13 protein-coding genes and 2 pseudogenes are annotated in these 15,476 nt (G+C 65.5%); 6 read left to right on the top strand and 9 right to left on the bottom strand.

All coding sequences use genetic code 11. The features are described from left to right. Positions 1-126: 126 nt before the first annotated feature. Both ACQVLG_RS07680 and ACQVLG_RS07675 read left to right on the top strand, forming a co-directional pair. A complete protein-coding gene (locus ACQVLG_RS07680; protein ID WP_474293771.1) occupies positions 127-1,548 on the top strand; it encodes an MFS transporter in 1,422 nt (473 codons plus the stop codon). Continuing rightward, a complete protein-coding gene (locus tag ACQVLG_RS07675) occupies positions 1,545-1,943 on the top strand; it encodes a DUF4440 domain-containing protein (RefSeq protein ID WP_474293769.1) in 399 nt (132 codons plus the stop codon). Before ACQVLG_RS07680 ends, ACQVLG_RS07675 begins: the two co-directional genes overlap by 4 nt. A 1-nt stretch (position 1,944) precedes the next feature. On the opposite strand, the gene ACQVLG_RS07670 is transcribed toward ACQVLG_RS07675, so the two are convergent. The 5 genes and pseudogenes from ACQVLG_RS07670 to ACQVLG_RS07650 all read right to left on the bottom strand — a co-directional run bounded on the left by ACQVLG_RS07670 (position 1,945) and on the right by ACQVLG_RS07650 (position 8,693). Then, positions 1,945-2,520: a DUF1349 domain-containing protein gene (locus ACQVLG_RS07670; RefSeq protein WP_474293767.1), complete on the bottom strand. Its 576-nt coding sequence runs from the start codon at positions 2,518-2,520 to the stop codon at positions 1,945-1,947. Positions 2,521-2,545: 25 nt separating this feature from the next. Then, positions 2,546-3,556: an efflux transporter outer membrane subunit gene (locus ACQVLG_RS07665; protein WP_474293765.1), complete on the bottom strand. Its 1,011-nt coding sequence runs from the start codon at positions 3,554-3,556 to the stop codon at positions 2,546-2,548. A 375-nt stretch (positions 3,557-3,931) separates the two neighbouring features. Beyond that, a pseudogene (locus tag ACQVLG_RS07660) lies at positions 3,932-7,029 on the bottom strand (MexW/MexI family multidrug efflux RND transporter permease subunit). A gap of 12 nt (positions 7,030-7,041) precedes the next feature. Then, positions 7,042-8,154, bottom strand: a complete 1,113-nt coding sequence (locus tag ACQVLG_RS07655; protein WP_474293763.1) for an efflux RND transporter periplasmic adaptor subunit — start codon at positions 8,152-8,154, stop codon at positions 7,042-7,044. 56 nt (positions 8,155-8,210) lie between these two features. Beyond that, on the bottom strand, positions 8,211-8,693 hold the full coding sequence (locus ACQVLG_RS07650) for a DUF2165 family protein (RefSeq protein WP_474293761.1): 483 nt from the start codon (positions 8,691-8,693) through the stop codon (positions 8,211-8,213). 125 nt (positions 8,694-8,818) lie between these two features. Here ACQVLG_RS07650 and ACQVLG_RS07645 point away from each other — a divergent pair, with 125 nt between their 5' ends. Next, positions 8,819-9,478 (top strand): helix-turn-helix transcriptional regulator, encoded by a 660-nt coding sequence (locus ACQVLG_RS07645; RefSeq protein ID WP_230540067.1) that lies wholly within the window; start codon positions 8,819-8,821, stop codon positions 9,476-9,478. Here the strand turns inward: ACQVLG_RS07645 and ACQVLG_RS07640 are convergent. Further along, entirely contained in the window at positions 9,475-10,743 is a 1,269-nt protein-coding gene (locus ACQVLG_RS07640) for an MFS transporter (RefSeq protein WP_474293759.1), read from the bottom strand. The two genes, ACQVLG_RS07645 and ACQVLG_RS07640, sit on opposite strands and share 4 nt — an antisense overlap. 112 nt (positions 10,744-10,855) lie before the next feature. On the opposite strand from ACQVLG_RS07640, the gene ACQVLG_RS07635 reads away from it, so the two are divergent. After that, positions 10,856-11,755: a LysR substrate-binding domain-containing protein gene (locus ACQVLG_RS07635; RefSeq protein WP_474293757.1), complete on the top strand. Its 900-nt coding sequence runs from the start codon at positions 10,856-10,858 to the stop codon at positions 11,753-11,755. Here the strand turns inward: ACQVLG_RS07635 and ACQVLG_RS07630 are convergent. Both ACQVLG_RS07630 and ACQVLG_RS07625 read right to left on the bottom strand, forming a co-directional pair. Then, positions 11,752-12,503: pseudogene (locus tag ACQVLG_RS07630) on the bottom strand (SDR family oxidoreductase). The gene ACQVLG_RS07635 and the pseudogene ACQVLG_RS07630 overlap by 4 nt on opposite strands. A gap of 117 nt (positions 12,504-12,620) precedes the next feature. Further along, a complete protein-coding gene (locus ACQVLG_RS07625; protein WP_230540063.1) occupies positions 12,621-13,664 on the bottom strand; it encodes a methyltransferase domain-containing protein in 1,044 nt (347 codons plus the stop codon). Between the two features lie 132 nt (positions 13,665-13,796). Here ACQVLG_RS07625 and ACQVLG_RS07620 point away from each other — a divergent pair, with 132 nt between their 5' ends. Both ACQVLG_RS07620 and ACQVLG_RS07615 read left to right on the top strand, forming a co-directional pair. Continuing rightward, positions 13,797-14,684, top strand: coding sequence for a helix-turn-helix domain-containing protein (locus ACQVLG_RS07620; protein WP_474293754.1), 888 nt, complete (start codon positions 13,797-13,799; stop codon positions 14,682-14,684). A gap of 57 nt (positions 14,685-14,741) precedes the next feature. After that, the gene (locus tag ACQVLG_RS07615) at positions 14,742-15,146 is read left to right on the top strand and encodes a VOC family protein (protein ID WP_230540061.1); all 405 of its coding nucleotides are present in this window, start codon (positions 14,742-14,744) and stop codon (positions 15,144-15,146) included. A gap of 28 nt (positions 15,147-15,174) precedes the next feature. Here ACQVLG_RS07615 and ACQVLG_RS07610 read toward each other — a convergent pair whose 3' ends face one another. Continuing rightward, complete coding sequence (locus ACQVLG_RS07610) at positions 15,175-15,453, bottom strand: hypothetical protein (RefSeq protein WP_474293752.1); 279 nt, start codon at positions 15,451-15,453, stop codon at positions 15,175-15,177. Positions 15,454-15,476 lie beyond the last annotated feature (23 nt).

Here is a 15,476-nt window from a genome sequence, read left to right as displayed (position 1 = left end):
GATAAGAGTAAGTAAACATGCGGGTGTCGGAGGTTTGTCAAATTTTATTTGACAGTGTAATCGGGGCTGGCCCGTTACGCAAATGGCGATGAAAGCTTAAGCTGGCCGTTTGCCATTCGGAGCACCATGGACTATCGCAAAAAGGTGGCGGCCATCTATCTGCTGGGTTTTTTCGTCGACCTGATCAACATGTTCATCACCAGCGTCGCCTACCCCGACATCGGCCATGCCCTGCACGCCTCGGTGGCGCAGCTGGCCTGGATCAGCACCGCCTACATCCTCGGCTTGACCATCGTCATCCCCGCCAGCGCCTGGCTGGCTGCCTATTATGGCAGCAAAACCGTGTTTATGGCATCGTTGCTAACTTTTTTATGCGCCAGCATCGGCGCCGGCCTGGCGCCGTCGATCGAGGCGCTGATCGCCTGGCGCTGCGTGCAGGGCCTCGGTGGCGGCTTGCTGATCCCGCTGGGGCAAAGCATGACCTACCAGCTGTATCAGCCTGCCGAGCGCCCTGGCCTGTCCTCCGTCATCATGCTGGTGGGCTTGCTGGCGCCGGCCCTGTCGCCCGCGCTGGGCGGCGTCATCGTCGACAGCCTGTCGTGGCGCTGGATCTTTTACCTGAACGTGCCGTTCGCGGCGCTGGCGCTGCTGCTGGCCGCCTGCTGGCTGCGTCCCGACGCACCGTGCGCGGCCGTCCCCCGCCTCGACGTGGGCGGCCTGCTGGCGGGCAGCACGGCGATTTTGCTGCTGTTGCTGGGCTTGACCATGCTGGGTACGCCGGGCGAGTTGCTGGCCGGCGCCGGCGTGCTGGCGCTGGGCGCCGCTTGCGCTTGGGGCTATGTGCGCGGCGCGCTGCGCAAGTCCACGCCGCTGCTCAACCTGCGCCTGGCCGCCGAGCCGCTGCTGCGCGTTGCCATGCTGATGTATCTGCTGGTGCCCGGTGTCTTCATGGGGGTGAGCCTGCTGGCCATGCTGTACCTGCAGGGCGTGCTGGGCATGCCGGCATCGACGGCGGGCGCCTTGATGCTGCCGTGGGCGCTGGCCTCGTTTGGCGCCATTTCGCTCACGGGCAAAAGCTATCGCCGCGTGGGGCCGCAGCCGCTGTTCATCGCTGGCGCGCTGCTGCAGGCGGCGGGCATGCTGATGCTGCTGCGGGTGGACTCGGCGGGTCAATTGTTCTGGCTGGCCGGCGCGTATGCGGTGATGGGTTTTGGCGGCGGCTTGTGCAGCAGCACGGCGCAAAGCACGGCGTTTTTGCGCACGCCGGACGGGCAGCTGAGCCAGGCCAGCGCCGTGTGGAATATCAACCGCCAGCTGGGCTTTTGCCTGGGCGTGGCGCTGCTCAGCGTACTGCTCAACGGCTTGCTGGCGGCGCAGGGAATTTCGACGCTGGACGACCCCGCCCAGCATGCGCGCGCGGCGCAGGTGTTTCACTGGTGTTTTGCCCTGGCCGCCGTCTCGTGCGTGCTGCCGCTGGCGCTGTGCCTGCGCATCGACAACCGCGCCGTTCTCGACCTTTTACATCACCATGGAGCAAGCAAAAAATGAACGCTACAAATCCTTATTTTGACGACGTCTTATCCACGCATGTGCTGATCCGCGAGTGGCTCGCCGGCGAAGCCACGGCACCCGAACATTGCGCCGGTTTGCTCGCGCGTTTCTCGCCCGGTTACACGATGGTGTCGCCCGGCGGCAAGCAGCTCGATCATGCTGGCTTGACGGCATTTTTCCAGGGCGCCGGCGGCAGCCGTCCGGGCCTCATCATGCGTATTTCCGACCTGATATTGATCCAGGACAACGCCGTCGGCGCCAGCGTGACTTACCGCGAGTATCAATCGCTGCCGGGGGGAGAAAATACGGAGCGGCTGTCGACCGTCGTGTATGAGAAGACACCGGCTGGAACGCTGCTGTGGCGCCATTTGCATGAGACGTGGACCGCCTGATCTAACTCAAATCGTGCAAGCCTTTTTGCTGCGCCGGAGCGATGGAAAACCGGGAAAACGCCACCTCCAGGCCACCCCGTTCCGGCGTGCAGCACATGGGTCCGACGCGGTAGCTGCCGGCCTCGGGAAATGGCGCCAGGCGCAGCAGCGGCCAGCGCCGGCCATCGGTCGAATACTGGACGCGGATCACGCCTTGCGCCACCGTCACGCGCAGCCAGAAACCATCGGGCATGGCCGGGGCGATGCTGACGGCCCAGTCGGATTTGTCCTGCGTCAATACGGAGCTCAATAACAGCTGGCCGTCGGAAAATTCGACGCCGCATTTGATCCAGTTCTGCTCGTCGATGCGCACCATCATGCCGGCCTGGTCATACAGCGCGGAATACTGCGCCGCCACGTGCAGCTGCGCCGTAAAATCGCCATGGATTTCAGTGCCGAAAAAATGGCCGCTGTCGCGGATAAAACCATACGAGGTCTTGCGCCAGAAATCCGTGTTCGCATCCGTCGTCACGCGCAATTGCGCGCCGTCGGCGGACCAGTTTTCCGGTGGATTGAGCCAGCTGCCTTGCGTGAACATCGCGTGCCTTTCCGAGCTAAAAAGATCACATAGTGTGCCCCCATCCCAGCGCCTTGTACAGGGCGATCGCATCGATGTAGGACGCCGTTTCCGCCTGCAGCGCTTCGCGCCGGATATCGAACAAGGCGCGCTGGTTTTCCAGCACGGCCTGATAGCTGCCGGCACCGCCCTGGTAGCGCGTCGTGGCGATGCCCAGGGCCGCGTTGCCATGGCGCGCCGATTCCAGCAGGGACGCCAAGCGCGTCTGGTTTTCCGCCAGCTGCGTGACGGCATTTTCCACGTCTTCCTGCGCCAATAACATCGTCTGCTCGTAGCGCGCCAGCGCGCCCTGCGCTTCGGCCTGGGTGACGCGCAAGCGGGCCTTGACGCTGCCCAGGCGGAAGGCCGGATAGCTGACGGAGGGTGCCACCTCAAAGGCGCGCGCGCCGCCGTCGAACACGCCGCTGCCGCGCAGGGCGAAGAAGCCTAAAAAGCCGCCCAGGCTCAGGCGCGGATACAGGTCGGCCGTGGCGGCCCCCACGTCTTCGCTGGAGGCGGCCAGCAGGCGCTCGGCGCGCACCACGTCGGGCCGCTGCTTGATCAGCCGGTTCACGTCACCGAGGGGCAGCTGGCCCGCCAGCGGCGCCTGTTGCCGCGGCGTGGTCGCCAGCGCGATGGCGCCAGGCGCTTGCCCGCTCAGCACATCGAGCCGGTACTGCGCCTGGCGCAGGCCCGCCTGCAACGGCGGCAAGGCTGCCTCGCTGCGCGCCAGGTTGGCCAGCGCGTTGTGGCGTTCTTCCGGCAAGCCGCTGCCGGCGCGGATGCGCGCGTCGGTCAATGCCACCGTATCGCGCCAGCTTTGTATCTGCGCCTGCGTCAGCGCCAGGTTTTGCTGGTAGCCCAGCGCCTCGTAGTAATTGCGCGCCACCTCGGCGGCGATCGTCAGCTGCACTTGCCGCAAATCGGCCTGCGCGGCGTCGGCGCGCGCCTGCGCCGAGCGGGAAATATGCGCCAGGCGGCCGAACAGGTCGATCTCCCATTGCGCGTCGAATCCCACGCGCGTTATTCGTGCTGGCGGCGCGGCTATCGGGTGTATTTTGCTGCACCGTGCGCTGCCAGCCCGCCTGGCCTGTGACGGTGGGCAGTTCATCGAGGCGGCGCTCGTCGAAGATGGCGCGCGCGGCCAGCAGATTCGCTTGCGCTTGCGCGATATCAAGGTTGTGTTCGAGGGCGCTGGCGATCAGCTGCGACAGCCGCGCATCGTCGAAAAACGTCCACCAGGCGGCATCCTTGGTTGCCGTTTGACCTGGCGCAAACTGCGCCTGCTGCGGACTGGCCAGGGCGATGGCTGGCGTGCCCGGCGTGACGTAGGCGGGGCTGACGGCGCAGCCGGCCAGCACGGGGAAAAGGGCAATAAGATAGCGGTAATTTTTCATGGGGATTCCTTCAGCGCCTGCGACAAATCGCGGGCGCGCGGCGTGGCATGGTCGGCCGTGTGGCGGCGGGCCAGAAAGGTGTACACGGTGGGCAGCACGAACAGGGTAAAGAAGGTGCCGATCAACATGCCCGAGACGATCACCACACCGAGGCCGAAGCGGCTGTTGGCGCCCGCGCCCGAGGCGAACAGCAGCGGCACCAGGCCCACCACCATGGCGGCCGTCGTCATCAGAATCGGGCGCAAGCGGATCTGCGCCGCCTTGCGGATGGCCGTGATGCGGTCGAGCCGTTCATGCACCTGCAATTCGTTGGCAAATTCCACCATCAGGATGCCGTGCTTGCTGATCAAGCCGATCAGGGTCACCAGGCCGATCTGCGTGTAGATGTTGACGGTGGCGTAGCCCAGCGCCAGTGGAATCAGCGCGCCGCAGATCGACAGCGGTACCGTGATCAGGATGATCAAAGGGTCCGTCAGGCTTTCATATTGCGCCGCCAGCACCAGATAGATGACGACGACGGCCGCCAGGAAGGCCAGCAGCAGCGCATTGCCTTCCGTGGCGAACTGGCGCGCGTCCGATTGCCAGTCGTAGCTGAAGCCGGGCGGCAGGGTCTTGGCCACGCCGTCGAGGAAGGCCACGGCGTCGCCCAGGGTCACGCCGGGCGCAGGCACGCCCTGGAAGGTGGCCGCATTTTGCTGGTTGAACTGGGTCAGCATGTTCGGTTCGATTTGTTCCGTCACCGAGACGACGGCGGACAGCGGCAGCAGGCTGCCATCGTCGGCGCGCACGTACTGCTGCGTCAGGGCTTGCGCCGTGAGTCGCTGTTCGCGCGGGCTTTGCGCGATGACGTCGTAGGCACGGCCATCCATGCCGAAGCGGTTCAGGTAATTTTCGCCCACCAGCACGGCCAGCGATTCGCCGATGTCCTGCATGCGGATGCCCAGGCTGTTCGCCTTGGAACGGTCCACGCGCACTTTGACCACGGGGTTGTTGTAATCGAGGTCGCTGTCGACGACGGCAAACAGGCCGCTGTCGCGCGCGCGCTGCTTGACGTCTTCCATGGTGCGGAACAGGGTGGCGTAATCCTGCGCGCTGCGCAAGACCATCTGCACGGGCAAGCGCCGCTCGACCCGGGCAGGGGCGCCAGCTGGAAGGCGAAGATGCTGGTGCCTTCCACGTCGCCCACGGCGTGCTGCAATTCGGCCTGGATGACGGCCGCGTTGCGCGCGCGTTCGGCCCACGGCGTGAGGTTGATGCCGCCGATGCTCGACGCCGGACCTTCGCCGCCGTTGATGATCCAGCGCGAATCCGTTTCGGGGATGTTCTTGTAGATGTCATCGAGCTTGTAGGAAAAACGTTCGACGTAATCGAGGTTGGCGTGCTGCGGCGCCTTGATCGCCGTCAAGACGCTGGCCTGGTCTTCCGCCGGCGCCAGTTCGCGCTGCGGCAGCAGGTACAAAAACGGCAAACTCACCATCACCAGCGCGGCGAAACCGGCACTGAGCCAGCGGTGGTGCAGCGAGCGGTCCAGCAGGCGCGCATAGCGGCTGGTCAAACCTTCGAAGAAATGCTCGGCGGCGCGCGCCATGCGCCCTTCCGATTGTTTCGGCTGCAGCAGCAATGAGCTCATCACGGGCGACAAGGTCAGCGCCACCACGCCCGACACCACCACGGCGCCGGCCAGGGTCAGCGCGAATTCCTTGAACAGCGCTCCCGTGAGACCCCCCATCATGCCGATCGGCGCATACACGGCCGCCAGCGTAATCGTCATGGCGATCACGGGGCCGGCCACTTCGCGCGCACCGACCAGCGCGGCCGCCACGGGCGTCTTGCCTTCCTCGATATGCCGGTGCACGTTTTCCACCACGACGATGGCGTCGTCGACCACCAGGCCCACGGCCAGCACCATCGCCAGCAAAGTAAGCAGGTTGATGCTGAAGCCGAAGGCCAGCATCAGCGCCGCCGCGCCCAGCATCGACAGCGGTATCGTCACGACGGGAATCAGCACGGAGCGCAGGGAACCCATGCACAAATAGATGACGATGACGACGATGAGCAGCGCTTCGAGCAGGGTGTGCGCCACCTCGTCGATGGACGACTGGATGAAGCGCGCCGTCTCGAACGCCAGCTCGACCTTCACGCCGGGCGGCAGGGTTTTCTGGATCTCGGGCAGCAGTTTCTTGATGCCGTCGACGATCACCAGCGGGTTGCCGCCCGGCGTGGGCGACAGGCCAAGGTACACGGCCGGCACGCCGTCCATGATGCCGCTCGTTTCCGTGGCGGCCGCGCCCAGTTCCACCGTGCCCACGTCCTTCAGCCGCACGAGGGCCGCGCCGTCCTTTGCATCGCCGCCCTTGGTGATGACCATGTCGCGGAATTGTTCCACGCTGGTGAGATCCGTGTTGACGCTGATGTTGGAGACGACGAACTGTCCCTTCACCTTGCCCGGTGCCGCCTGGTAGTTATTGCGCCGCACGGCGTCGGCCACGTCGGCCGCCGTCAAGCCGCGCGCCGCCAGTTTGGCGGGATCGATCCACAAACGCATGGCCAGCTGCTGGCCGCCGTACACGTCGACCTTGGCCACGCCGTCGATGGTGGCGAACATCGGCTGCACCACGCGCGCCAGATAATCGGTCAGCGCGGGCGCCGAGACGCTCTCGCTGGCAAAGCCCACGTAGGCGACGGCCGATGAATCGCCGGCCGAACGCTCGATCACGGGGTCAAAAGCGCCTTCAGGCAATTTATAGCGCACCTGGTTGACCTTGGCCATGACTTCCGTCAACGCTTGCGTGGAATCGCGGTTCAGCTCCATGCGCACGGTGACCGTGCTGCTGCCCTGCACCGACGACGATGTCAGGTAATCGATGCCTTCCACCGACGACACGGCTTGCGCAATCGGCTGCGTGACAAACCCCTGCATCAGTTCCGCCGAGGCGCCCGGATACGTGGTTTTCACGGTGATGGTCGATGATTCGAGCATCGGATACTGGCGGATCGGCAGCTGCAGGATGGCGATCACGCCCAGCATCAGAATCAAGGTGCTGATCACCAGCGCCAGCACGGGGCGGCGCACAAATAAATCGGTAAATTTCATGGCGGCCTTCCCTTAAGAACCGGCCTTGGGCGCGGCGCGCTTGGCCTCGTCCAGGGTGTTGGCGACTGCCTGCACGGCCATGCCGTCGGCCAGTTTCAGCTGGCCCGAGGCGACCACGCGCTGGCCTTCGCGCAAGCCGTCGATAATGGCCACGCGGCCCCCGGCCCGCTCACCCAGTTTCACGCCCACGCGCTTGACGGTGAGCGGCTGCTTGCCCTCCTGTTGCGCCACAAACACCGTGTCGCCATACGCGCTGTAGGTCACGGCCGTTTCCGGCACCGTCAGCTGCTGGCCCGCTTCGCGCGCCACGCGCACGTTCGCGTACATGCCCGCTTTCAGGGCGCCGCGCGGATTGGTCAGCGCCGCCTGCACCTGCACCATGCGCGAGCGGGCGATCAGCGGGTCGATGGCATTGATCTTCGCCGTAAAAACGTCGCCCGGATAGGCGTCCACCAGCACTTGCACGGCCTGGCCCGGCGCCAGCTTGGCACTGCTCTGTTCATCGAGGGCGAAGTTCACCAGCAGCGCCTTCGTGTCGATCAGGCTGGCCACCGTGTCGGCCGCGTTCAGGTATTGGCCCGCGTGTACCTTGCGGATGCCCAGCTGCCCCGCGAACGGCGCGCGGATGGTCTTTTGCGCGATCAGCGCCTCCGTCTGGCGCACGTCGCCCAGGGCCGCGTCGCGCGCGGCCAGCGCAGTGTCGAGCTGCTCCTGCGTGGCCGCCTTGTCCTTGACCATCTGCGCCGTGCGGGCATGGCTGCTTTCCGCGTTTTTCAGCTGGGCGCGCTGGCGCAGCAGCATTGCCTGTTCTTGGGCGTCATTGAGCTGTACCAGCACGGCGCCAGCCGCCACCTGCTGACCCGATTCGAAGCGGATCTGCGTGATCCGGCCGCCCGTTTCGGCGGCCACCTGTACTTGCCGCGCCGCTTCCAGTTCGCCCACGCCGGCAAAAAAGCGTTCCTGCGTGCCCAGCACGACGGGCACCAGCGCCACCTTGGTGGCGGGGTAGGCGGCGGCATCGGCCGCATGCGTAGCGGCTTGTGATGCAGCGCGCGGATACAGCGCGGCGCCCGCGACGGCCAGGGCGATGGCCAGCGCGGAGGCGCCGACGATTTTCGTGTTCATGATGAAGTCCTTTACAGCAGTAAAAGGGAAAAAAGAAGAGGCGCAGCGGAGGCTGATCAGGTCCGCTGCGCGTTGAAGGTGAAAAACAGCGCCATGGTCCACAGCAGCAGCACCAGGTGCGTCGTCTGCAAGCCTTCCTGCGCGATCCAGTAGCCGAACCACAGGCCGCCCAGGTGCATCAGCAGCAAAAAGGCGGCCATGGCGCACAAGGCCAGGTTCAGCCAGGGCAAGCCGGCGGCCAGGCCGCCGCCGAAAAACAGCGCCACGCCCGTCCAGGCGGCGATGGCGGCCAGCAGTTGCAGCGCCAGCACCACGCCCAGCGACAAGCGGTGCAGGGTCAATGAGGTGAGGGCGCGGCGCAGCAGCGGCGTCTGGATGGTCGGGTCCTGGCGCAGCGGGTCCATGCGCATGGTGTTGCCGATGGCCCAGACGGAGCCGTGGAAGGCGTGCAGGTTGTTGATGGCGGCCAGGGTGAGCCAGGAGGCCAGGCCGGTAGCGAGGATGGCGTGAAACAGCCAGATGGAGTGAGACAGTTGCATGGGAAAATCCTGTCAAAAGAGTACCTTGCCAGCATGCGGACGTGGAAACTCCTCGACAGCGGGGAGCTACCGGCCTATTATGCAAGCAATTAGTTGGTTAACTGGCCCCATGATAGTTGAGCGAAATGAATTACACAAGTAAACGTTTGGATAATAGCGAGGCGCCGCAAACGACGGAGCGCATCCTGTATTTCATCAAGACCAAGGGACCCGTCTCCACGGCGACCCTGGCCAAGACCCTGGACATGACGGGCGAGGCGGCGCGCCAGCAAGTGCAAAAGCTGGTGGCGGCGGGCCTGATCGAGGGGCGCCAGGAAGCGCAGGCGGGTGCCGGACGGCCGCGCCAGAACTGGGTCTTGACGGAAGCTGGCAATGCGCGCTTTCCCGATACGCATGCGCAGCTGACGATCAAGCTGATCGGCTCTGTGCGCCAGCTGTTCGGCGAAGCGGGACTGGACAAATTGATCACGCAGCGCGAAGAGGAAAGCCGCAGCGCGTATGCGCTCGCATGCTCGGCGCCGGACTTGCCCACGCGCTTGCGGCAGCTGGCCGCCGTGCGCGATGAAGAGGGCTATATGGCGCGCGTGGAAGCGGACGGCGACGACTGGCTGCTGATCGAAGACCATTGCCCCATCTGCGCGGCCGCGCGCACCTGCCAGGGCTTTTGCCGCTCCGAACTGCAGCTGTTCCAGGAAGTGGTGGGACCGAACGCCAGCATCGTGCGCGAGCAGCACGTGCTGGCCAATGCGATGCGCTGCGTCTATCGGATCACGGTGCTGTCCTAATCCTTCGGAAACAGCGGCCAGGTCAGCAGCGCCACCAGCCCCGCCAGCCACCACACGACGGGCCAGCTGCTGCCGGCCGCCAGCACGTGCGGCAGGGTGACCGGCGTGAGGAACAGCCCCACGTAGACGGCCGTGTTCGCCATGCCCAGGGCCGTGCCCGCATTGGCGGCGCCGGCGCGGGTCGCCAGTTCCGTGTAGGCCACGCCATGCCAGGCGGACACGGCGATGCCGGCGAGCACCACGGAGGCCATCAGCAGCCAGCCCGGCGCCTGCAGCCAGGCGATGCATCCCAGCAAAATGAATGACGCCAGCGCCACCAGGGCCGAGCCGCGCAGGTAGGCGGGCCGGTTCGCGTGGCGGTCCGTGTGGCGTCCGCTCCAGATGCGCATCACCATGGCACCCATTTGCAGGGCCACCATCACGGCCGTGATGGCCGCCAGGCCCAGGCGGCCATGGTCGTGCAGGAAGACGGTGGCATAGCTGAGTACGGCAAACTGCGGCACGCACAGCAAGCCGATGGCCGCTACCATGCGCCAGACCTTGCGATTCTGCAACGGCGGTGGCGGCTTGACCTCAAACAGGCTCGTGGACGCGTTCTGCGGCCCCGTGGCGGCCTCGGCAGAGAAATCGGGCTCATACATCCAGCGCCACGTCAAAAACGCCGACAGGCCGCATACGAGGGCCAGGGCGCCAAACACGGGCATGAAGCCGTAGCGCGATGCCAGGCTGGGCAAAATCAGGGCACCGAGGCCGCCGCCCAGCGGCACGGCCGTCTGGCGGATGCTCATGGCGAAACCCCGTTCGCCCGCGCCGAACCAGCGCATCACGGCGCGGCCGCTGGCGCCGTTCACGCTGCCGCCCAGCACGCCGACTGCCGCCAGCCCGGCCGCCAGCGCCCATAACGGCGGCACGGACCCGCCAGCGGGCGTCATCCACAGCAGCAGGACCAGCAGCGCCAGCATGGTGCCCAGCAAGCCCGTCAGCAGCACGGGCCGGTCGCCCCAGCGGTCGGTGGCCATGCCCCATGGCAATTCGGTCAGGGCCACGCCCAGGCCCATGGCGCCCAGCGCCACCCCCAGTTCAGTATTGCTCAGGTGATAGCCGCTGCGCAGCCAGATGGCCGTCGTGGGCATGCCGTTGGCGGCGGCGGAAAAACTGGCGTTGGCCGCCACGCCGACGGCCAGCACTTTCCAGCGGTGGGCGTCGCCCGGCGCGGGCGCGGTGACGGGGACAGGAACAGGAATGGCTTGGCAGCTGGTAGTCATGGCAGGGAGAGGATAGTGGTTGACCCTGGCAGTGTGGCGCGCTACGATCATTCTGAATATCAGATAATTTACGCTGAACCATCCCATAAAACAGGACGATTAACATCACGCCATGCACCAGCTCAATTTCGACATCGCCTTCTTGCGCAGCTATGTGGCCGGCATCGAGCTGGGCAGCTTTGCCCGCGCGGCCGACAAGGTGGGCCGCTCCACCTCGGCCGTCAGTGCACAGCTGAAAAAACTCGAGGAGCAGGCGGGCATGCCCCTGTTCCGCAAGGATGGCCGGGGGCTGGCGCTGACGCCGGCCGGCGAAGTCTTGCTCGGCTATGCGCGCCGCCTGCTGGAACTCAATGACGAAGCGGCCGTGGCCTTGCGCGGCGCGGAACTGGAAGGCTGGATCAGGCTCGGCTTGCAGGAAGATTTTGGCGAAGCCTTGCTGCCGGACGTGCTGGGGCGTTTTGCCCGCGCGCATCCGAAAGTGCGCATCGAAGCGCATGTGGCGCGCAACACGGCCCTGATGGAAGGGCTGGCCATGGGCCAGCTGGACCTGGCCCTGCTGTGGGGCGGCGCCTGCATCGCCGACGTGGCCGCCTATCCGCCGCTGCAGCGCCAGCATATTGCCCAACCGTCCATGCGCTGGATCGCCTCGTCCAGCCTGGCCTGGCGGCCCGGGTCGGGCGAGCCGTTGCCGCTCATTACGTTCGACCGCGAATGCCTGTTCCAGCGCTGCGCCACGCAGGCGCTCGACGGGGCCGGCATCGCCTGGCGCACGGCGTTTACCAGCCCCAGCCTGGCGGGACTATGGGCGGCCGCCGCCGCCGGGTTGGGCGTGACGGTGCGCACGGGCCTGGGTTTGCCCTCGACCGTGCGCGCGCTCGATCACGTGGAAGCGGGCTTGCCCGCCCTGCCCCCGCTGTCGCTGGAATTGCTGCGCGCCTCAAGCGTGTCCAGGCCGCCCGTCGAGCGCCTGGCGGCCCTGATCATCGAGTCGCTGCAACAGGATGCCGCTTAAAACGCCTGCGCCGTCGGGCGCAGCACGATTTCATTGATATCCACGTCGGCCGGCTGCTCGATCGCATACGCGATGGCGCGTGCCACCGACGCGGCGGGAATGGCGATCTGATAGAACTCCTTGACGGCCTTGGCGCTGTCGGCGTGGCTGCTGCCCTGGCTCAACTCCGTATCCACGGCGCCTGGCAAAATGACGGTGGTGCGGATGGTGCCGCCGCTGGCCGCCAGCTCGTGGCGCAAGCCTTCCGAAATGGCGCTGACGGCAAACTTGGTGCCGCTGTAGACGGTGCCGCCCGGGCTGAAGCTTTTTGTCCCGCCACCGACGAGATATTGATGAAGTGGCCGCTGTTTTGCGCCTGAAAATATGGCAGGACGGCGGCGATGCCGTTCAGTACGCCTTTGATGTTGATATCGATCATGCTGTTCCACTCGTCGACTTTCAAGGCGCTCATCGGCGCGATGGCCATCAGTCCCGCATTGTTGATCAGCACGTCGACTTTGCCGAACACGGCCAGGGCCGTTTCGACCAGGCGCTGCAGATCCTCGGGCCGGGTGACGTCGGTCCGGGCAATGGCGGCCTGGCCGCCGGCCGCCGTGATTTCCTCGGCGATGGCATTGAGCAAATCCATGCGGCGCGCACCGAGCACGACGCAGGCGCCCAATGCGGCCAGATGGCGCGCGGTGGCTTCGCCCAGGCCGCTGCTGGCACCGGTGATGACGACGACTTTCCCTGCAATAGCTTGACTCATGATGGGTTCCCTGTGAAGGCAGCACAGTGCTGCGGATGACATCGATCAATGCCGGCACAGCTTAGCGCATTTGCGTCCCTTTTTGCTATAAAAAAGATAATTATTAAATGATAATTGTTAGGCGCGAGCAATCAGCACTTGCACGGGCGCCATGGGAAAATCGCTGGCACTGTATTGTTCCACTTGCCGCCAGCCCGTGTCGCGCAGCAGCTGCGCCAGTTCTCCCTGGCGCGTGACGGCGCGGCCCAGCATGCGCATCGGCAAGTAATACGGCAGCACGCGCGCCGCGTCGCCGGCTGCCGGGGCGATTTCCGCCTGCACGCAGACGAGCACGCCACCGGGTTTTAATGCCGCCTGCATCTTGCGCAAGGCCGCCGCCATGTCAGGCACGAAATGCAGCACGGACGAGCACCAGATGAGGTCGTAACCGCTGCCGATGTCGTCGCAGTCCAGGTCGCCGCCCAGGGTCTCCAGGCGCTCAGATAGTTGCGCATGGGCGATGTTCGCGGCCGCCACGGCCACCGTTTCCGGCCAGTCGAAAACGCAGCCCTGCACGCCCGCATGGGCTTGCGCCAGCGCAATGGCCACCCAGCCCGGGCCGCCGCCCGCGTCGAGCAGGCGCAGCGGCGTGTTGCCGTCCGCAAACGGCGCGATGCGCTGCATCACGGACAGGGCGGCGCGCATGGTGACGGCGCGTTGCTCCTGGCCGATCTGCTGCTGCGCGGCGGCGGCCCAGTTGACCCCGCTCGCCGTGCTGTACGGCGCCGCTTTTCCGCCGTCGCGCACCAGCGTGTGCAATTGCGTGGCGAAATGGCGCAGCGCGTGCAGCCGGTACAGCCAGGCGTCGCCGCAAAAGGCCACGGAGTCGCGGCAGAAATACTGCACGGTAGCGGCCGCGCAGCGGTAGCGCTGATCGCTTGCATCTGCACCCGCGTCGGCCCCGTCGCGCTGCAGCACTTGCATGCTCCAGAGCAATTCCAGCAGCAGGGCCGTGTGCGGCGCATGCAGCGACAGGGCCTCGGCCAGTTGCGCCGCCGTGTGCGGCGTGGCCAGCACCTCGAAAATACCCAGTTCCAGGGCGGCGGCGAGTCCATCGGCCTGGACGGGCGCGACGGCCAGGTCCCAGTACGGCTGCAAAGCGTGTTGCGTATCGAATGACATGATCTTCCTTTCGGCGAGGTGGGCATCAACGTCATTTTATGCAACAATGAGAATAATTATCATTTGCATTTGTATGCGCGGCGGCGTTTTTCGTATGCGGGACGGCGCGCGGGAAAACGGGGAGGAGCGATGATGGAACAGGACAGGGCAGCGGCAGGCTGGGTGCGGCGCCAGCTGGACCCGGGGTTGAAAGAGTGCCGCGCCGACCAGCGGCAAGTCGACCAGGGCGTGCTGCTCGTGCATTCCGATTACCGCCCGCGCCTGGCGCTCGCCGAGCAATCGCAGCATGACGACGCGGGCGGCATGGTCATTACCATCGGCCTGGAAGGCGCGTCCGCCTACGCCACGCGCGATGGCGGGCAATTGCGTTTCCAGGGCGGCCACACGACCATGACGGTGTTTCACCACGTCAGCGGCGAGCGCCGTTTCGAGGCGCAGCAACGGGCGGCGCAATTGCGCGTGCTGGTCGACGAGGATGCGCTGGCGCGCTACTGGCCCGAGGGCTTGGCATCCCTGCTGCCCCACGGCGGCGCGCGCCAGCTGGCGCATGCGGCCACCACGGCAGCTGTCGCCCAGCACGCGCGCGCCCTGCTGCGCGCGACGGACCCGCTGGCCGTGCATATCGGCGTGCTGAGTATCCTGGCGGAACAGTTGCGGGGACTGCGGCCGCCGCCCGTTCTTGTGCCGCGCTGGTCCGAGGCCGACATCATCAAGCTCGAGCGCGTCCACGCGCTGATGCAGGAGCAGATGGCGCAGGCACTCACGCTCGATTACCTGTGCGCGCAAGTGGGCTTGAGTTTGTTCAAACTCAAGCAGGGGTGGCGCTACCGCTACAACGACAGCCCCCAGCGCACCCTGCTGGCGCTGCGCATGCAGCGGGCAAAGTTACTGTTGGAAAATGGTTGCCAGGTGGCGCAGGCGGGCTGGCAGACCGGTTATCGGCATCCGGCCAATTTCAGCGCCGCCTTCAGCCGCCATTTCGGCTACGCGCCGAAGACCGTGGGGCGCGCGGGCGGGTAAAAAGCCGGTGTAGAATCGGCGGGCACGATGTACTCATACGACCCACAAGGAGACATGATGGCCCGCAAAATCTTTGTCAATCTGCCCGTCCAGTCGCTCGAACGTTCCGTGGCGTTTTTCACGGCGCTGGGCTTCAGTTTCAATGCCCATTTCACGGATGAAACGGCGACGTGCATGATCGTCGCCGACGATATTTTCGTGATGTTATTGACGCACGACAAATTCAAGCAATTCACGCCCAAGCAGCTGTGCGATACCACGGTGGCGACGGAAGTGCTCGTGTGTTTGTCGGCCGAGAGCCGGGGCGAAGTCGATGAGCTGGTGGCGAAAGCCGTCCAGGCGGGCGGCAGCATCTACAAGGAGCCGATCGATTTCGGCTTCATGTATGGCCACAGTTTCCAGGACCCCGATGGGCATCAATGGGAATTGATGTACATGGAAGCGAATTCAATACCGCAATAGTTGCGGTATTGAATCCGGTACAGCGTGCTTAGCTGGCCAGCGCCAGCAGATCGACCACGTCCAGCCCGGCCAGGTCTTGCGTCGTGTTGCCCGCAAACGCGGCGCGGCTTTGCTGGCCGTTTTTCAGCCAGGTGCGCGTCACGTCCTTGATCTGGCTCAAGGTGCAATTCAGCACGCCGGTGCGGAACTGCTGGCGCACGGCTTCCGTCGTGCCCCGCTGCTGCATGTTCCACGCCGTCAGCGCTTCCGCGTACGGCGAATGCGGCTTGTCGAGGCCCTTGATGACGCAGATGATGGCTTCTTCCACTTGTTCCTGCGAGAAATCGCCGG

It is taken from the genome of Janthinobacterium sp. TPC_1 (assembly GCF_056037845.1).
Note: the sequence above shows the minus strand (reverse complement) of the source record. Positions and strands in the feature narration are given on the sequence as shown.